The sequence below is a fragment of the Enterobacter cloacae complex sp. P18RS genome (assembly GCF_014982105.1).
Taxonomy (GTDB): domain Bacteria; phylum Pseudomonadota; class Gammaproteobacteria; order Enterobacterales; family Enterobacteriaceae; genus Enterobacter; species Enterobacter hormaechei_C.
In genome coordinates, this window is sequence record NZ_JADCKV010000002.1 from 150,253 (window position 1) to 169,470 (window position 19,218).

Here is a 19,218-nt window from a genome sequence, read left to right on the forward strand (position 1 = left end):
GTGAACGGAATGACCACCTGAGCCGTATGTTCCCCCTCACCCCAGCCCTCTCCCTCAAGGGAGAGGGGGCCGTCTGTGCAGGCATTATTTTGTGGGGAACCCTCAGCCCCATAGGGGAGAGGGGACTGCCCGGTGCGGTTTTTTACCCTCTCCCCGGTGGGGAGAGGGTAGGGTGAGGGGCCATCAGGTCACCGGCGCCGGGTTAAACACCGCCAGCGAGTTATGCAATCCCCATTGATCGGAGAAGGTTTTCTTCCGCCCGCTTGCCACATCCAGAATGAAGTGGAACAGCTTCCAGCCCACTTCTTCAATACTCTCTTCCCCGGTGGCGATGGTGCCCGCGTTGATATCCATTAAGTCATACCAGCGGTTTGCCAGCTCGGTGCGGGTCGCCATTTTGATCACCGGTACCGCCATCAGGCCGTACGGCGTGCCGCGCCCGGTGGTAAAGACCTGTACCGTAATGCCGGACGCTACCTGCTGGGTGCCGCACACGAAATCACTGGCAGGCGTTGCCGCGTAGATCAGACCGCGTTTGGTTGGTCGCTGGCCAGGGGAGAGCACTTCCACAATCGCGCTCTGGCCGGATTTGGCAATCGACCCGAGGGCCTTTTCCACCACGTTCGCCAGGCCGCCTTTCTTGTTACCCGGAGACGGGTTGGCGCTGCGGTCGGTTTTGCCCATGTCGAGATAGTTATCGTACCAGGCCATCTCCTCCAGCAGGCGTTTGCCCACCTCTTCGTTGACGGCGCGCGGCGTGAGCAGGTGGATAGCATCACGTACTTCGGTGACTTCGGAGAACATCACCGTGGCGCCGCAGCGCACGAACAGATCGGAGGCATAACCGACTGCCGGGTTGGCGGTGACGCCGGAAAACGCATCGCTGCCGCCACACTGTGTCCCAACGACCAGTTCAGAGGCCGGGCAGGTTTCACGCTGGCGTTTGTTCAGCTTCTCCAGATGGTGCTCTGCCACCTGTAAAATGTCGTCGACCATCGATCTGAAGCCGACATGGTGTTCATCCTGAAGTCGCACAACACTGGCATCGTCAACCGGAATGGCTTTCACATCCTCAGTACCCTGCAACAGGCGTTCTGGCTGCAATTTTTCACAGCCGAGACCAATCACCATGACCTCACCGCCAAAGTTTGGGTTAAGGGCGATATTGTGAATCGTGCGGATCGGCACGACCGCTGCGGGCGCGTTGATCGCCACGCCGCAGCCGTACAGGTGGTTAAGACCCACCACGCCGTCAACGTTGGGGTATTTCGGCAGCAGATCGCGCTCAATAATTTTCACCACGTAATCCACTACGCCCGCCACGCAATGCACGCTGGTGGTGATGCCAAGCAGGTTTTTGGTTCCCACGCTGCCATCCGCGTTGCGGTAACCTTCGAAGGTATAACCCTCCAGCGGAGGCAACGGCTCAGGGACGCGGGTAGCCAGCGGCAACGTCTCCAACGGCGGGGCGGTGGGTAGCTCAACCAGCGACTCTTCAATCCAGCTACCCTGCGGGATAGCGCGCACCGCATAGCCGATGACTTCGCCGTAGCGCACGATTTCGCCCTGCGCCGGGATATCGACCAGTGCGACTTTATGCCCCTGCGGAATGTGCTCAATCAGCTCCAGGCCATCCGGAAAGCGGGTGCCAGCTTTTAGGCCATTGTCGTTGACAATAATCGCCACGTTATCGGTATCGTGCACTTTTATATAGAACGCCGTCGGCGACGCCTGTCGAATTTCAATATCGGCCATTGTTCACTCTTCTCCAGCAAAATATCTGATACTAAATATAGCCAGATGGTTAATTGTTTCTTATTGAGGAAATAAAGAATGCCAGGAGAGGAAAGGTGAGAATGTGATCGCGATCGCTCCCGAACCACTAATCGTTGATTCTGTGCATCAGCGCCCACTGTGTTGGGCATATGCTCAAAATAGCGTGCTACTCCCGTTGGATAATTGAGCATTGAGACAATGTGCTGCCGGGTGGTGACGATTATACTGAATGACGATTTTATAACGCCAAAATTCAGTCAGGAAAATAAATATAACGCTGACGCTGAGTCGGAATAAATAAGAAAAGCTACTGGCTAAAACTGCGGAATTAAAAAAGGTATAAGTAATGAGTAACGACATCTTCCCGAATAAATTTAAAGCGGCCCTCGCGGCGCACCAGATTCAGATTGGCTGCTGGTCTGCGCTGGCCAACCCCATCAGCACCGAAGTGCTGGGCCTGGCCGGGTTCGACTGGCTGGTGCTGGACGGCGAACATGCGCCAAACGATATCAACACGTTTATTCCGCAGCTGATGGCGCTGAAAGGCAGCCACAGCGCGCCGGTGGTGCGTGTGCCCACCAACGAGCCGGTGATCATCAAGCGTCTGCTGGATATCGGCTTCTACAACTTCCTGATCCCGTTTGTTGAAACGGAAGAAGAAGCGGTGCTGGCCGTGGCGGCGACCCGCTATCCACCGGAAGGGATCCGCGGCGTGTCCGTCTCGCACCGCGCCAACATGTTTGGCACCGTGCCGGACTATTTCGCTCAGTCCAACAAGAACATCACCATTCTGGTTCAGATCGAGAGCCAGCAGGGGGTCGATAACGTCGACGCTATTGCCGCGACGGAGGGGGTAGACGGCATTTTCGTCGGCCCGAGCGATCTGGCGGCCGCCTTTGGTCATCTGGGCAACGCCAGCCATCCGGACGTGCAGCGCGCAATTCAGCACATTTTTGCCCGTGCCAAAGCGCACGGTAAACCGTGCGGCATTCTGGCGCCAGTGGAAGCCGATGCCCGCCGCTACCTGGAGTGGGGCGCAACGTTTGTTGCCGTGGGCAGCGATCTCGGCGTATTCCGCGCCGCCACGCAGAAATTAGCGGACGCTTTTAAAAAATAACCATCATTGAGGAAACAGATTATGACGCTGAAAGTGGGTTTTATTGGCCTGGGTATCATGGGCAAACCAATGAGCAAAAACCTCATCAAAGCAGGTTACTCACTGGTGGTTTTAGATCGTAATTCAGACGCGGTGGCAGAGGTGATTGCGGCTGGCGCAGAAACGGCGACAACCGCAAAAGCGATTGCTGAGCAGTGCGACGTGATTATCACCATGCTGCCAAACTCCCCGCACGTGAAAGAGGTGGCGCTGGGTGAGAACGGCATTATCGACGGCGCGAAGCCGGGTCTGGTGGTGATCGACATGAGTTCTATCGCACCGCTGGCAAGCCGCGAAATCAGCGAGGCGCTGAAAGCGAAAGGTGTGGAGATGCTGGATGCGCCAGTCAGCGGCGGCGAACCGAAAGCCATCGACGGCACCTTGTCGGTGATGGTGGGGGGCGATAAAGCCGTGTTTGACAAATACTACGACCTGATGAAAGCCATGGCTGGCTCCGTGGTGCACACCGGTGAAATTGGCGCAGGCAACGTCACCAAGCTGGCAAACCAGGTGATTGTGGCGTTGAACATCGCGGCCATGTCCGAAGCGCTGACGCTGGCCACCAAAGCGGGCGTTAATCCGGATCTGGTCTATCAGGCCATTCGCGGTGGTCTGGCGGGCAGCACCGTGCTGGATGCCAAGGCGCCGATGGTGATGGATCGTAACTTCAGGCCGGGCTTCCGCATCGATCTGCACATTAAGGATCTGGCGAATGCGCTGGATACCTCCCACGGCGTGGGCGCGCAGTTGCCGCTGACTGCCGCCGTCATGGAGATGATGCAGGCGCTGCGTGCGGACGGTCTGGGCACCGCCGATCACAGCGCGTTAGCGTGCTATTACGAAAAACTGGCGAAGGTTGAAATTGCTCGCTAATGACGTCCTGCCCGGTGGCGTTACGCTTACCGGGCCTACGGCTCAGGCATACAACTATGAAAATCGTAATCGCGCCAGACTCTTATAAAGAAAGCCTGTCTGCCACCGAGGTGGCGCAGGCGATAGAAAAAGGATTTCGGGAAATTTTCCCCGACGCTCATTACGTGTCTGTTCCCGTTGCTGACGGCGGAGAAGGTACGGTTGAAGCGATGATCGCCGCGACGCAGGGCACCTGGCAGCAGGCTGTCGTCACCGGCCCGTTAGGGGAAAAGGTGAAGGCCAGTTGGGGGATCTCGGGCGACGGTACCACCGCGTTTATCGAGATGGCCGCCGCCAGCGGCCTGGTGCTTGTTCCTCCCGCGCAGCGTAACCCGCTGGTCACGACGTCGCGCGGGACGGGGGAGCTGATCCTCAGCGCGCTGGATAAAGGCGCGCGCAACATCATTATCGGTATCGGCGGGAGCGCAACCAACGATGGGGGCGCGGGTATGATGCAGGCGCTGGGCGCGAAGTTTACGGATGCGAACGGGACGGAGATCGGCTACGGCGGCGGCAGCCTGATGGCGCTTAACCGGATTGATATTTCCGATCTCGATCCGCGTCTTCAGGGATGCGCAATCCGCGTCGCCTGTGACGTGACGAATCCGCTGGTGGGTGAAAGCGGCGCGTCGCGTATCTTTGGCCCGCAAAAAGGCGCCACGGAGGAGATGATCCTCGAACTCGACGCCAATCTTAGCCACTACGCCGGGGTGATCAAAAAATCACTGCGCATTGACGTCAACCGGGTTCCGGGGGCTGGCGCCGCGGGCGGCATGGGCGCGGCGCTGATGGCCTTCCTGGGCGCTGAGCTGAAAAGCGGCATCGAGATTGTCACTCAGGCGCTCAATCTTGAAGAACATATTCACGATTGCACGTGGGTGCTGACCGGGGAAGGGCGCATCGACAGCCAGAGCATTAATGGCAAAGTGCCCGTCGGCGTGGCGAGCGTCGCCAAAAAATACCATAAGCCGGTGATCGGGATTGCCGGAAGTCTGACGCAGGATGTGGGTGTGGTGCATCAGTACGGCATCGACGCGGTGTTCAGCGTACTGACCAGTATCGGTTCACTGGAAGAGGCGTTCCAGGGAGCGTATGACAACATTTACCGCGCCTCGCGGAATATCGCGGCCACATTGCAGGTAGGCATGCGTAGCCAGGGGTGACAGCGGCGCGCAAACCCTCTATACTGCGCGCCGAAGCTGACCAGACAGTCGCCGCTTCGTCGTCGTCCCTTTCGGGGGAGACGGGCGGAGGGGAGGAAAGTCCGGGCTCCACAGGGCAGGGTGCCAGGTAACGCCTGGGGGGGAAACCCACGACCAGTGCAACAGAGAGCAAACCGCCGATGGCCCGCGCAAGCGGGATCAGGTAAGGGTGAAAGGGTGCGGTAAGAGCGCACCGCGCGGCTGGTAACAGTCCGTGGCACGGTAAACTCCACCCGGAGCAAGGCCAAATAGGGGTTCACATGGTACGGCCCGTACTGAACCCGGGTAGGCTGCTTGAGCCAGTGAGCGATTGCTGGCCTAGATGAATGACTGTCCACGACAGAACCCGGCTTATCGGTCAGCTTCAACTTCTTACGAAACCCCGCTTCGGCGGGGTTTTTGTTTTCTGAAGGTTGCAGGCCGGGTAAGCGAAGCGCCAAACGACATCAATTCTCAATTTTGCGACGCTAAGCACATTTCACTATTTGGTTGACTTTGTGTTCCTCTCATCTGCTGCGCATGATCGTAATCACAAAATTTAACGCTATAAAATTAGAAAATTTTAGTGTTGATAAGATGTTGTAAATGTTTAGTCAGTGATGCCGAATGTTATTCATTTGATAATTTAATATTGAATCTAAAAACATTCTTCTGGTGAATGTGTGATATATCCCACTCTTTAACCGGAAAGTGAATAAATATTCCTGGTAAAGTTGATAAACCACAAAAATGTTTTAAAGGAATAATGGTGTTTTATTAACCTTTAATTGCCTGAAAGATAGCCTTTATTAATATTTTTAAAGCAAAAAAATTCACGCTGGTTATTGCCATAAAATAAATTTATTACCGCGTTTTTTATTGATCAATATCAGCGTAAATGTGTATTTTTATTGTAATAAGCATTTGATTTATAAAGACATAAATAGATTTTGGGTGCGATTGAAAACAGAGCGTCCTGGCAAATTGTGAGTAACAGCACATACCCCCTGAAACAATATTGGGTAGAATCCGCTGCGTCATAGGGAAATAAGCGCAGAATATTATGAATACTATTATTCTACCGAAAACACAGCACCTCGTGGTATTTCAGGAAGTCATCAAAAGTGGCTCCATAGGTTCTGCTGCAAGACAACTGGGGCTGACGCAACCTGCCGTCAGCAAAATCATCAGCGACATCGAATCCTACTTTGGGGTGGAAGTGATGGTGCGTAAGAACACCGGCGTAAAACTCACTGCCGCCGGTCAGGTGCTGCTGTCCTACGCTGAGTCGATCACCCGCGAAATGAAAAACATGGTGAGCGAGATTAACAGCCTCAGTTTCAGTACCGTCATGGACGTCTCTTTTGGCTATCCGTCGCTGATTGGCTTCACCTTCCTGTCCGGGATGATCAAAAAATTCAAGGAAGTGTTCCCGAAAGCGCGCGTCTCAATGTATGAAGCGCAGCTCTCTTCATTCCTGCCCGCCATTCGCGATGGCCGGCTGGATTTCGCCATCGGCACGCTGAGCGACGGGATGCAGCTTCAGGATCTTCACGTTGAGCCACTGTTTGAATCCGAGTTTGTGCTGGTGGCGAGTAAATCACGAACGTGCATCGGCCCGACCAGACTGGCATCGCTCACGCACGAGCAGTGGGTGATGCCGCAAACCGATATGGGCTACTACAACGAACTCCTGACCACCCTGCAAGACAACCACATCAGCATTGAAAACATCGTCCAGACCGATTCCGTCGTCACCATCTATAACCTTGTCCTCAATGCCGATTACCTGACGGTGATCCCCCGTGACATGATTGCGCCATTCGGCTCGGACCAGTTTATTGTTCTGCCGGTGGAAGATGAATTACCCGTGGCGCGTTATGCCGCCGTGTGGTCAAAAAATTACAGTATTAAAAAATCGGCGTCAGTATTAGTTGAACTGGCAAAACAATATTCTTCGATGAATATCGAAAAACGACGATAGAAATAATGATGATTTAAAACACCCGGAGCGACGCTTTTTAACGCTCTGATACCCTGACTTTGCCTGAAAACAATGAATTATTATAACGAGGATATTATGCACATTACTTACGATCTCCCGGTCACCATTGAAGATATTCAGGACGCCAGAAAAAGACTGGCGGGAAAGATCTATAAAACCGGTATGCCGCGCTCGAATTATCTGAGCGAACGGTGTAAGGGTGAGATATTCCTGAAATTTGAAAATATGCAGCGTACCGGTTCGTTTAAAATACGTGGGGCTTTTAATAAATTAAGCTCGCTGACCGATGCGGAAAAACGCAAGGGCGTGGTGGCCTGTTCCGCAGGGAACCACGCGCAGGGGGTCTCTCTCTCCTGCGCCATGCTCGGCATCGACGGCAAAGTGGTCATGCCGATGGGCGCGCCGAAATCCAAGGTTGCCGCCACGCGTGACTACTCTGCCGAAGTGGTGCTGCACGGCGAGAACTTTAACGACACCATCGCCAAAGTGAGCGAAATCGTCGAGATGGAAGGGCGCATTTTTATCCCGCCTTACGACGATCCGAAAGTCATTGCCGGCCAGGGCACCATCGGCCTGGAAATCCTCGAAGATTTATATGACGTGGATAACGTGATTGTCCCCATCGGCGGCGGCGGTTTAATTGCCGGTATTGCGACAGCAATTAAATCCATCAACCCGACTATCAATATTATCGGCGTGCAGTCTGAAAATGTGCACGGAATGGCGGCATCGTATCAGGCCGGAGAAATAACCAGTCATCGTGTTACCGGCACATTAGCTGACGGCTGCGACGTGTCTCGCCCAGGTAATTTAACCTTCGAAATTGTTCGTGAATTAGTCGATGACATTGTGCTGGTCAGCGAAGACGAGATTCGCAACAGCATGATCGCGCTTATTCAGCGAAATAAGGTGGTCACGGAAGGTGCCGGTGCGCTGGCGTGCGCGGCGTTATTAAGCGGCAAGCTGGACCACTATATTCAGGGCCGAAAAACCGTCTGCATTATTTCCGGCGGCAATATCGATCTCTCCCGTGTTTCCCAAATTACCGGCTTCGTTGACGCATAAAGGATGACTTATGAGCAACACAGAAAACATTATCGTTGGCCAGACAAAAACGTCCACCTGGCGTAAATCGGATACCACCTGGACGCTCGGCCTGTTTGGTACCGCCATTGGCGCAGGCGTGCTGTTCTTCCCTATCCGTGCAGGCTTTGGCGGCCTGATCCCTATCCTGCTGATGCTGGTACTCGCGTTCCCGATTGCCTTTTACTGCCACCGCGCGCTGGCGCGTCTGTGTTTGTCCGGCAGTAACGTCTCCGGCAACATCACCGAAACGGTGGAGGAGCATTTTGGTAAGACCGGCGGGGTGGTGATCACCTTCCTCTACTTCTTTGCCATTTGCCCGCTGCTGTGGATTTACGGCGTCACCATTACCAACACCTTTATGACCTTCTGGGAAAACCAGCTCCAGATGCCCGCCCTGAACCGCGGCGTGGTGGCGCTATTCCTGCTGCTGCTGATGGCTTTTGTTATCTGGTTCGGTAAAGACCTGATGGTGAAAGTGATGAGCTACCTTGTGTTCCCGTTCATCGCCAGCCTGGTGTTGATTTCTCTCTCGCTGATCCCGTACTGGAACTCGGCGGTGATCGACCAGGTTAACCTGAGCGATATCGCCTTCACCGGTCATGACGGCATTCTGGTCACGGTGTGGCTGGGGATCTCCATCATGGTCTTCTCCTTCAACTTCTCGCCTATCGTCTCCTCGTTTGTGGTCTCCAAACGCGAAGAGTACGAACCAGAGTTCGGGAAAGAGTTTACCGAGCAGAAATGTTCCAAAATCATTGGTCGCGCCAGCCTGCTGATGGTGGCGGTGGTGATGTTCTTCGCCTTTAGCTGCCTGTTTACGCTCTCTCCGCAGAACATGGCGGACGCCAAAGCGCAGAACATTCCGGTGCTCTCTTACCTGGCGAACCACTTCGCGTCGATGTCAGGCAGTAAATCCACGTTCGCCACGGTGCTGGAATACGGCGCCTCCATCATCGCGCTGGTCGCTATCTTTAAATCCTTCTTCGGCCACTATCTGGGCACGCTGGAGGGGCTAAACGGTCTGATCCTCAAGTTCGGTTACAAGGGCGACAAGAAGAAAGTCTCCGTCGGCAAGCTGAACACCATCAGCATGGTCTTCATCATGGGCTCCACCTGGATTGTGGCCTACGCCAACCCGAACATCCTGGACCTTATTGAAGCCATGGGCGCGCCAATTATCGCCTCTCTGCTGTGCCTGCTGCCGATGTACGCCATCCGCAAGGCGCCTGCGCTGGCGAAATACAAAGGCCGGACCGAGAACATCTTCGTAACCGTGGTCGGCCTGCTGACCATTCTGAACATCGTGTACAAACTGTTTTAAACCAAAGCTCAGGAAGAGCGGAGCCATACCATGATTGAGTTTCCGGTAGTACTGGTCATTAACTGCGGATCGTCCTCTGTTAAGTTCTCGGTGCTGGACGCCGCAGGCTGCGATGCCCTGATGACGGGCATTGCGGACGGCATCAACACAGAAAAAGCCTTTATTTCCGTGAATGGGGGGGAGCCGGTCAGACTGGCTCACCAGGACTACGAAGGGGCGCTGGCCGCCATCGCCCTGGAGCTGGAGAAACGCAACCTGATGGGCAGCGTGGCCTTGATTGGCCATCGCATTGCCCACGGCGGCGACCTCTTCAGCGAGTCGACCCTGATCACGGAAGAGGTGATGGCGCAGATCCGCGAGGTCTCCCCGCTGGCGCCGCTGCATAACTACGCCAACCTGAGCGGCGTGGAAGCCGCCGGGCGCTTGTTCCCCGGCGTGCAGCAGGTGGCGGTATTTGATACCAGCTTCCACCAGACCATAGCGCCGCAGGCGTATCTGTACGGCTTGCCGTACCGCTATTTTGAAGAGCTGGGCGTGCGCCGCTACGGTTTCCACGGCACCTCTCACCGCTACGTGTCGGCGCAGGCGCACGCGCTGCTCGGGCTCTCTCCCGATGACAGCGGCCTGGTGATTGCCCATCTCGGCAACGGGGCGTCCATCTGCGCGGTGCGTAACGGCGTAAGCGTGGACACGTCCATGGGGATGACGCCGCTTGAAGGACTGGTGATGGGCACGCGCTGCGGCGACGTGGATTTTGGCGCGATGGCGTGGATTGCCCGGCAGACCGGCCAGTCGTTCGAGGATCTGGAGCGCGTGGTCAACAAAGAGTCCGGGCTGCTGGGGATCTCTGGCATCTCCTCCGATTTGCGCGCGCTGGAGAAAGCCTGGCATGACGGCAGCGAGCGGGCGCGGCTGGCAATAAAGACCTTCGTCCACCGGATTGCGCGACATATCGCCGGTCATGCCGCGTCCCTGCACCGTCTGGATGGCGTGGTGTTTACCGGCGGGATCGGTGAGAACTCCGTGCTTATCCGCGCGCTGGTGGTGGACCACCTGAAGGTGTTTGGCATCATCCTCGACGAGTCCAAAAATGCCCTGCCGGTCAGCGCGGGCGAGCGCGTGATCTCTACCGAGTCGTCCCGCGCGGCCTGCGCGGTGATCCCTACCAATGAAGAAAAAATGATCGCGCTGGACGCCCTCCGTCTTGGGAAGGTTACTCCGGCTGCGGCTTACGCCTGATAAAGCGAGAATCTGATGAAAGTAACAATCGATACGGGCGTCGCCCCTTACAGCGACGCATGGGCCGGGTTTCGCGGTGAAGAATGGAAAAACGCCATTAACGTGCGCGATTTTATTCAGCATAACTACACCCCTTATGAAGGCGATGAAGCTTTCCTCGCGCAGGCGACGCCAGCAACGACGGCGCTGTGGCAGAAGGTGATGGTCGGCATTCGTCAGGAGAATGCTACTCACGCTCCGGTGGATTTTGACACCAACATCGCCACTACCATTACCGCGCACGGGCCGGGCTATATTGATCAGGAGCTGGAGACGATCGTTGGCCTGCAAACCGACAAGCCGCTCAAGCGCGCCCTGCATCCGTACGGCGGGATCAACATGATCCGCAGCTCGTTCGAAGCCTACGGTCGCGAGATGGATCCGCAGTTTGAATATCTCTTCACAGACCTGCGCAAAACCCACAACCAGGGCGTGTTTGACGTTTACTCCCCGGAGATGATGCGCTGCCGCAAATCGGGGGTGCTGACCGGTCTGCCGGACGGCTACGGGCGCGGACGCATCATCGGCGACTACCGTCGCGTGGCGCTGTACGGCATCAGCTATCTGGTGCGCGAGCGTGAACTTCAGTTCGCCGATCTCCAGGGGAAACTGGAGCGCGGAGAAGATCTGGAGGCCACGATCCGCCTGCGCGAGGAGCTGGCGGAGCATAAACGTGCGTTGCTCCAGATCCAGCAGATGGCGGCGAACTATGGCTTTGATATTTCACGTCCGGCGATGAATGCGCAGGAAGCGGTGCAGTGGGTCTACTTTGCCTACCTTGCCGCAGTGAAATCCCAGAACGGCGGGGCGATGTCACTGGGGCGCACGGCCTCGTTCCTCGATATCTATATTGAACGCGACATGCAGGCAGGAAGGCTGAATGAGGTGCAGGCCCAGGAGCTGATCGACCACTTCATCATGAAGATCCGCATGGTACGCTTCCTGCGCACGCCGGAGTTCGACACGCTCTTCTCCGGCGATCCGATCTGGGCCACGGAAGTGATTGGCGGCATGGGGCTGGATGGCCGTACGCTGGTGACCAAAAACAGCTTCCGCTACCTGCATACCCTGCACACCATGGGGCCTGCGCCGGAGCCAAACCTGACGATCCTCTGGTCCGAACAACTGCCGATCGCGTTCAAGAAATACGCCGCGCAGGTGTCGATCGTCACCTCCTCGCTGCAATACGAGAACGACGATCTGATGCGCGCCGACTTCAACAGCGACGACTACGCCATTGCCTGCTGCGTCAGCCCGATGGTGATCGGCAAGCAGATGCAGTTCTTCGGCGCACGCGCCAACCTGGCGAAAACGCTGCTGTATGCAATCAACGGCGGGGTGGATGAGAAGCTGAAGATCCAGGTGGGGCCGAAAACCGAGCCGCTGCTGGATGAGGTACTGGATTACGACACCGTAATGGCGAGCCTCGATCACTTCATGGACTGGCTGGCGGTACAGTACATCAGCGCGCTGAATCTCATTCACTATATGCATGATAAATACAGCTACGAAGCCTCGCTGATGGCGCTGCACGACCGGGACGTCTACCGCACCATGGCCTGCGGCATTGCCGGGCTGTCGGTGGCGGCGGATTCCCTGTCGGCCATCAAATACGCCACGGTAAAACCGGTGCGCGACCACACTGGTCTGGCGGTGGATTTCGTCATCGAAGGCGACTATCCGCAGTACGGCAACAACGACGATCGCGTGGACAGTATCGCCTGCGATCTGGTTGAGCGCTTTATGAAGAAAATCCAGGCGCTGCCGACGTACCGCAACGCGGTACCGACGCAGTCGATCCTGACCATCACCTCCAACGTGGTTTACGGGCAGAAGACCGGCAACACGCCGGACGGACGTCGCGGCGGCACGCCGTTTGCGCCTGGCGCCAACCCGATGCACGGGCGCGACAGAAAAGGGGCGGTGGCGTCGTTAACCTCGGTCGCCAAGCTGCCGTTCACCTATGCCAAAGACGGGATCTCCTACACCTTCTCCATCGTGCCGCAGGCACTGGGCAAGGACGAGCCGGTGCGCAAAACCAACCTTGTCGGGCTGCTGGACGGATACTTCCACCACGAAGCGACCATTGAGGGCGGGCAACACCTGAACGTCAACGTGATGAACCGGGAGATGCTGCTGGATGCCATTGCCCATCCGGAGAACTATCCGAACCTGACGATCCGCGTTTCAGGTTATGCGGTGCGGTTTAATGCCCTGACGCGCGAGCAGCAGCAGGACGTGATTTCGAGGACGTTTACGCAGGCGATGTAATACAGGCTTCATCTTCAGCCTCCTCAAATGGGGAGGCCTTTAATTTTGTGAACGTCGTCAATTTTAGAAAACTTACTCTCCTTTCTGCTATCCCGAAGTAATATTATTCTCTCGCTTTAGAAAAACCATATAAAAGTTGTGACTTTTTTCTCCCGCGCTCCGGATATGATCTTCCCATATCAATAACTCACACCTGCACCCTCTGACTCGCAATCGCTGGCGATCGGAACCTTATAAAAACAACCAGTTACCCTACAAAATAAGCGAGTGCCCAATGAATATGGCAACAAACAGCAGTGTGATTGTGAGTGATTCCCCTGCGGCAAGGCGGGCGGGAATGAGCGAAAGCGAATGGCGAGAGGCGATCAAATTCGACAGCACCGATACGGGCTGGGTCATCATGAGTATCGGGATGGCTATCGGCGCGGGTATCGTTTTTCTTCCGGTGCAGGTCGGGTTAATGGGGCTGTGGGTGTTTTTACTCTCGTCGATAATTGGTTATCCGGCTATGTACCTGTTCCAGCGCCTGTTTATTAATACGCTGGCGGAATCACCGGAATGCAAAGATTACCCGAGCGTCATTAGCGGTTATTTAGGTAAAAACTGGGGCATCTTATTGGGTGCGCTTTATTTTGTGATGCTGGTGATCTGGATGTTTGTCTATTCCACGGCTATCACCAACGACAGCGCATCCTACCTACACACCTTCGGCGTAACCGACGGTTTGCTGTCGGAAAATCCGTTCTACGGCTTATTCCTGATCTGCATTCTGGTCGCCATTTCGTCGCGCGGTGAAAAACTGCTGTTTAAAGTCTCCAGCCTGATGGTGCTGACCAAATTATTTGTGGTGGCGGCGCTGGGGCTTTCGATGATTGGCCTCTGGCATTTAGCCAACGTCGGTATGCTGCCACCGATGGGCCTGCTGATTAAAAATGCCATTATTACGCTGCCTTTCACCTTAACCTCCATTCTGTTTATTCAGACATTAAGCCCGATGGTGATTTCCTATCGTTCACGGGAAAAATCCGTTGAGGTGGCGCGTCATAAAGCGCTGCGGGCAATGAATATCGCCTTTGGCGTGCTGTTTGTGACGGTCTTTTTCTACGCGGTCTCCTTTACGCTGGCGATGGGGCACGACGAGGCGGTAAAAGCCTACGAGCAGAATATTTCCGCCCTGGCAATCGCAGCACAGTTCATCAGCGGTGATGGTGCGGGCTGGGTCAAAATCGTCAGCGTGATCCTCAACATTTTTGCCGTGATGACCGCGTTCTTTGGCGTCTATCTCGGCTTTCGTGAGGCGACGCAGGGCATCGTGATGAACATCCTGCGCCGCAAAATGCCGGCGGAGAAAATCAATGAAAGCACCGTCCAGCGCGGGATTATGCTGTTCGCTATCCTGCTTGCCTGGAGCGCGATTGTGTTAAACGCGCCGGTGCTGAGCTTTACCTCCATCTGTAGCCCTATTTTCGGGATGGTGGGTTGCTTAATTCCGGCGTGGCTGGTCTACAAAGTGCCCGCACTTCATAAATATAAAGGCGTATCGCTGGTGATTATTGTGTTTACCGGGCTGCTGCTTTGTGTTTCTCCTTTCCTCGCCTTCTCATGAGGTTAAATAAGGTCGTAACGATGTCTGAGCAAATTAATCCTTTATGGAACCATTTTATTCGCGCTGTGCAGGAAGAGGTAAAGCCTGCGCTGGGCTGTACCGAACCCGTCTCGCTGGCGCTGGCGTGCGCGATGGCTGCCGGACAGCTTGACGGTGAGGTGACGCGTATCGAGGCGTGGGTATCGCCGAACCTGATGAAAAACGGGCTTGGCGTAACGGTGCCCGGCACCGGTATGGTCGGTTTACCCATCGCGGCCGCGCTGGGGGCGACAGGCGGTAATGCACACGCCGGGCTGGAGGTGTTGAAAGACGCGTCGGCCGAGGCGCTAACGCGCGCCAAAGCACTGCTGAACGCGGGTCTGGTGCAGGTGAAATTGCAGGAGCCGTGCGAGGAGATCCTCTATTCACGCGCCTGCGTTTACGTCGGTGAATCCTCGGCGATGGTGACCATCGCTGGCGGGCACACTCGCGTGGTGGAGGTAGTTTGTCAGGGCGAAACGCGCTTCAGGCTTGACGATTGTCAGAGCCAGAACAACGACGATCCGCTGGCGGTACTCTCGACCACCACGCTGTCGCAGATCCTTGAGTTTGTAGAGCAGGTGCCGTTCGACGCGATCCGCTTTATCCTCGATGCGGGGCGGCTGAACGATGCGCTCTCCCGCGAAGGTTTGCGTGGCAACTGGGGGCTGCATATTGGCGCGACGCTCAATAAACAGCGCGCACGCGGCTGGATGGCGCAGGATCTGGGTTCAGACATTATTATCCGCACCAGCGCAGCCTCGGATGCCCGCATGGGAGGCGCGACGCTGCCGGCGATGAGCAACTCGGGTTCCGGGAATCAGGGCATCACCGCCACCATGCCGGTAGTGGTGGTGGCTGAGCACGTTCAGGCCGATGACGAACGGCTGGCGCGGGCGCTGATGCTCTCGCATCTGTCGGCTATCTATATCCATTACCAGCTTCCGCGCTTGTCCGCGTTATGCGCGGCGACAACGGCCGGAATGGGGGCAGCGGCGGGGATGGCGTGGCTGATGGGCGGATCTTACCAGACCATTGCCATGGCGATCGGCAGTATGATCGGCGACGTGAGCGGGATGATCTGCGATGGGGCCTCTAACAGCTGCGCAATGAAGGTCTCGACCAGCGTCACCAGCGCCTGGAAAGCCGTGATGATGGCGCTGGATGATACTGCCGTGACGGGTAACGAGGGGATTGTGGCGCACGACGTGGAACAGTCTATCTCTAACCTGTGCGCCCTGGCGTGCCGCGCAATGCAGGCGACGGACCGGCAGATCATTGAAATTATGGCGAGTAAGGTGTTGTGATTTAATCCAACCCGTTACCCCTGACTCTAACCCTCTCCCATAGGGAGAGGGAACCGATCGAGCGAGGGGGCGTGTTGATCTTAAACCGGCAAATCAATCAGCAGCGCGCGCAGCGGCGTATCGGCAACCAGAGTGATATTCGCTTCGTCACGAATAAACGCCCCGTCACCGCAGGTGAGCGCTTCTTTCTCTTCCGTATGCGTGACCGCATGCACCGTTCCGTGAATGGACTGCAAATAGGCACGCGGGCCATGAAGCTGGAAGCTCGCCTGTTCACCTTTTTTCAGTTCGATATGGTGCAGCCACACCTGCTGGCGCAACTGCAAGCTGCCTTTGCTGCCGTCTGGCGAGGCAATCAGCTGCTGTTTACCGCCCTTCAGATCGATTTTTTGCACCAGCGGATTTTCCCGCTCCGGACAGGCATCCAGCCACAGCTGCATGCGGGTCAGCGTTTTATCTTTGCTGAGGTTATGCTCGCTGTAGCTAATACCTGGCTGCGTGGAAATTAACAGCGCCTCGCCAGCCTTTGCCTGGACATGATTGCCCTCGCTATCGCGGTATTCTGCCTCGCCTTCCAGGATCAGGTTCAGGATATCGACTTTAGGGTACGTGCGCGGCTGGAAGGACGCGCCCGGGGCGAGCACTTCCTGATTCAATACGCGCAGTGAAGCGTAACCGAGGAGTTTAGGGTCAAAGTAGTGTCCAAAGGAAAAGGTGTAGCGGGCCTGCAACCAACCGAAATCGGCTTGTCCGCACTGTTTCGCTGTTCTTGTCGTAATCATAAACTTGACCTCTCTTTACACTAAATCAATGGTAAAGGTATGGACGCTGCATTGTTAGCCAGATATTCTGCCTGGTATGTTCAAATTTCCTGAATGAGAACGAGATGGCTAAAGAGAGAGCATTGACGCTTGAGGCGCTTCGCGTCATGGACGCGATTGACAGGCGCGGCAGTTTTGCCGCGGCGGCAGATGAACTGGGGCGCGTTCCGTCTGCCCTGAGCTATACCATGCAAAAGCTGGAAGAGGAGCTGGATGTTGTGCTCTTTGACCGTTCCGGTCATCGAACAAAATTCACCAACGTTGGGCGGATGCTGCTGGAGCGCGGCCGCGTATTGCTGGAAGCGGCGGATAAGCTGACGACGGATGCCGAAGCGCTGGCCCGCGGCTGGGAAACCCATCTGACGCTGGTGACCGAAGCGCTGGTGCCCACCGAGGCGCTGTTCCCGCTGGTGGACAGACTGGCCGCGAAAGCCAATACCCAGTTGTCGATCATCACTGAGGTACTGGCCGGGGCGTGGGAGCGTCTTGAGACGGGCAGGGCGGATATCGTGATTGCGCCGGACATGCATTTCCGCTCATCGTCAGAAATCAATTCGCGCAAACTGTACAGCGTGATGAACGTCTACGTCGCCGCCCCGGATCACCCGATCCATCAGGAGCCGGAGCCGCTCTCTGAGGTCACGCGCGTGAAATACCGCGGTGTGGCGGTCGCGGATACCGCCCGAGAGCGCCCGGTGTTAACGGTACAGTTGCTGGATAAACAGCCGCGACTGACGGTAACGTCACTGGAAGATAAGCGACAGGCACTCCTGGCGGGGCTGGGCGTGGCGACTATGCCGTATCCGTTTGTCGAAAAGGACATTGCAGAAGGGCGGCTGCGCGTCGTCAGCCCGGAATACACCAGCGAAGTGGATATCATTATGGCGTGGCGTCGCGACAGCATGGGCGAAGCCAAATCGTGGTGTTTGCGTGAAATTCCAAAGCTCTTTGCCCACCACAACAAATAAGCGTAGGCCCGGTAAGCGTAAGCGCCACCGGGCAGAATTTACGCGCTTGCCTTAGGATCCGGACCAAAGCGGTTTTCGCCCGGCGTCCCGCTCTGACAGTTGAAAATCAAAATCACGATCCAGCCGATAAGCGGGATCAACAGCAACAGCAGCCACCACGCCGAACGATCTGTGTCGTGGAGACGACGAAACAGTACGGCCCATGAAGGCAGCAGAACTAACACACCATAAATGGTGGTGAGAATGCCTTCACCCCCCTCGCGTTCCCAGCCGAGGATCTTGTCCACAATGCCCAGCACCATAATCAGGACGAAGTTCACCAGAACGAACATCCAGTACTCTTTACGGCGGGCACGGCCACCAAATCCAACGTAGTTGCGCAGTACCTTTAAATACCAGTCCATTTTTCCTTGCCTCTTAATCAGTCAATCACTTGTTTTCTAAGCGATCGAGGTAAGGATAGATGTATGCTGTGAATTAAAAAAGGGAATCAATCGATTCCCTAAATAATTATCCGAAACGCACGTCGCGCCCGTGCGGTTCATCCAGGTCCTGCCACGGGCCAATGGAGATAATGCCCGTTGGGTTGATGGTCTTATGACTGCGGAAATAGTGGGTGCGAATATGGTCAAAATTGACCGTCTCCGCAATCCCCGGCATCTGATAGATGTCGCGCAGGAAACCGTGCAGGTTCAGGTAATCACTGATGCGATGCTTGTCGCACTTGAAGTGGGTGACATATACCGGATCAAAGCGGATCAGCGTCGTCCACAGGCGGATGTCTGCTTCGGTGAGGCGATCGCCCGCTAAATAACGATGCTGGCCGAGGATCTGCTCCAGGCGCTCCAGGGATCCAAACACGTTGCCGACCGCTTCGTCGTACGCTTCCTGACTGGTGGCAAAGCCCGCTTTGTAGACGCCGTTGTTGACGTTGTCGTAGATCCAGCCGTTCAGCTCGTCAATTTTCTCGCGCAGCTCAACCGGGTAGTAATCCCCGGCGCGTGCACCGTGAGCGTCAAACGCGGTATTGAACATGCGAATGATTTCAGCGGATTCATTGCTGACGATCGTCTGGTTTTTCTTGTCCCACAGCACAGGCACCGTTACGCGTCCGGTGTAGTGCGGATCGGCGCGCAGATAGAGCTGATACAGGAAATCGTGATGATAAAGCTCATCACCCGTCGCGGCCGGGAAGCCACTGTCGAACGTCCAGCCATTTTCCAGCATCAGCGGGTTGACCACCGAAACCGGAATTAACGATTCGAGACCTTTAAGTTTGCGCACAATCAGCGTGCGGTGCGCCCACGGACAGGCGAGAGAAACATACAGATGATAACGATCTTTTTCCGCCGCAAAGCCCCCTTCGCCACTCGGGCCGGGTGCGCCGTCGGCGGTCAGCCAGTTACGGAAGGCCGAAACAGAGCGCTTAAAGCGTCCACCGGTGGATTTGGTGTCATACCAGACATCCTGCCAGACGCCGTCTACGAGTTGTCCCATTTTTTACTCCTCCGT

General features: G+C 55.9%; 15 protein-coding genes and 1 other RNA gene. 12 read left to right on the forward strand and 4 right to left on the reverse strand.

Going from position 1 to position 19,218, the window contains the following annotated elements; genetic code table 11:
- Positions 1 to 183: 183 nt before the first annotated feature.
- Positions 184 to 1,755: a galactarate dehydratase gene (garD, locus tag INF61_RS00840; protein WP_032669108.1), complete on the reverse strand. Its 1,572-nt coding sequence runs from the start codon at positions 1,753 to 1,755 to the stop codon at positions 184 to 186.
- 367 nt (positions 1,756 to 2,122) lie between these two features.
- On the opposite strand from garD, the gene garL reads away from it, so the two are divergent.
- The 11 genes from garL (at position 2,123) to INF61_RS00895 (ending at position 15,917) form a co-directional block, all read left to right on the forward strand.
- On the forward strand, positions 2,123 to 2,893 hold the full coding sequence (gene garL, locus INF61_RS00845; RefSeq protein WP_003862676.1) for a 2-dehydro-3-deoxyglucarate aldolase: 771 nt from the start codon (positions 2,123 to 2,125) through the stop codon (positions 2,891 to 2,893).
- Between the two features lie 21 nt (positions 2,894 to 2,914).
- On the forward strand, positions 2,915 to 3,805 hold the full coding sequence (gene garR / locus INF61_RS00850) for a 2-hydroxy-3-oxopropionate reductase (protein WP_017382435.1): 891 nt from the start codon (positions 2,915 to 2,917) through the stop codon (positions 3,803 to 3,805).
- Between the two features lie 56 nt (positions 3,806 to 3,861).
- Positions 3,862 to 5,007 carry a glycerate 2-kinase gene (garK, locus tag INF61_RS00855; protein ID WP_032672038.1) on the forward strand — a complete coding sequence of 382 codons (1,146 nt, stop codon included), beginning with the start codon at positions 3,862 to 3,864 and terminating at the stop codon, positions 5,005 to 5,007.
- A gap of 32 nt (positions 5,008 to 5,039) precedes the next feature.
- An RNA gene (gene rnpB, locus INF61_RS00860) (RNase P RNA component class A) lies at positions 5,040 to 5,416 on the forward strand.
- A gap of 672 nt (positions 5,417 to 6,088) precedes the next feature.
- Complete coding sequence (tdcA, locus tag INF61_RS00865) at positions 6,089 to 7,009, forward strand: transcriptional regulator TdcA (protein WP_047726741.1); 921 nt, start codon at positions 6,089 to 6,091, stop codon at positions 7,007 to 7,009.
- A gap of 96 nt (positions 7,010 to 7,105) precedes the next feature.
- Entirely contained in the window at positions 7,106 to 8,095 is a 990-nt protein-coding gene (tdcB, locus tag INF61_RS00870) for a bifunctional threonine ammonia-lyase/L-serine ammonia-lyase TdcB (RefSeq protein WP_023304478.1), read from the forward strand.
- Positions 8,096 to 8,105: 10 nt separating this feature from the next.
- Complete coding sequence (tdcC, locus tag INF61_RS00875; RefSeq protein WP_193547448.1) at positions 8,106 to 9,437, forward strand: threonine/serine transporter TdcC; 1,332 nt, start codon at positions 8,106 to 8,108, stop codon at positions 9,435 to 9,437.
- A gap of 30 nt (positions 9,438 to 9,467) precedes the next feature.
- Positions 9,468 to 10,676: a propionate kinase gene (gene tdcD, locus INF61_RS00880; protein ID WP_193547449.1), complete on the forward strand. Its 1,209-nt coding sequence runs from the start codon at positions 9,468 to 9,470 to the stop codon at positions 10,674 to 10,676.
- Positions 10,677 to 10,691: 15 nt separating this feature from the next.
- Complete coding sequence (gene pflB / locus INF61_RS00885) at positions 10,692 to 12,986, forward strand: formate C-acetyltransferase (RefSeq protein ID WP_048246824.1); 2,295 nt, start codon at positions 10,692 to 10,694, stop codon at positions 12,984 to 12,986.
- Between the two features lie 274 nt (positions 12,987 to 13,260).
- Complete coding sequence (locus INF61_RS00890) at positions 13,261 to 14,592, forward strand: amino acid permease (RefSeq protein WP_045357998.1); 1,332 nt, start codon at positions 13,261 to 13,263, stop codon at positions 14,590 to 14,592.
- A 20-nt stretch (positions 14,593 to 14,612) separates the two neighbouring features.
- Positions 14,613 to 15,917: a serine dehydratase subunit alpha family protein gene (locus INF61_RS00895; RefSeq protein ID WP_193547450.1), complete on the forward strand. Its 1,305-nt coding sequence runs from the start codon at positions 14,613 to 14,615 to the stop codon at positions 15,915 to 15,917.
- 80 nt (positions 15,918 to 15,997) lie between these two features.
- Here the strand turns inward: INF61_RS00895 and INF61_RS00900 are convergent, their stop codons facing one another.
- Positions 15,998 to 16,699: a pirin family protein gene (locus INF61_RS00900; protein ID WP_017382430.1), complete on the reverse strand. Its 702-nt coding sequence runs from the start codon at positions 16,697 to 16,699 to the stop codon at positions 15,998 to 16,000.
- A gap of 104 nt (positions 16,700 to 16,803) precedes the next feature.
- On the opposite strand from INF61_RS00900, the gene yhaJ reads away from it, so the two are divergent.
- Positions 16,804 to 17,706, forward strand: coding sequence for a DNA-binding transcriptional regulator YhaJ (gene yhaJ, locus INF61_RS00905; protein ID WP_003862655.1), 903 nt, complete (start codon positions 16,804 to 16,806; stop codon positions 17,704 to 17,706).
- A 38-nt stretch (positions 17,707 to 17,744) separates the two neighbouring features.
- Here the strand turns inward: yhaJ and INF61_RS00910 are convergent, their stop codons facing one another.
- A complete protein-coding gene (locus tag INF61_RS00910) occupies positions 17,745 to 18,110 on the reverse strand; it encodes a DUF805 domain-containing protein (RefSeq protein ID WP_015571946.1) in 366 nt (121 codons plus the stop codon).
- Between the two features lie 106 nt (positions 18,111 to 18,216).
- Positions 18,217 to 19,203 (reverse strand): glutathione S-transferase family protein, encoded by a 987-nt coding sequence (locus INF61_RS00915; protein WP_017382429.1) that lies wholly within the window; start codon positions 19,201 to 19,203, stop codon positions 18,217 to 18,219.
- Between the last annotated feature and the right edge of the window lie 15 nt (positions 19,204 to 19,218).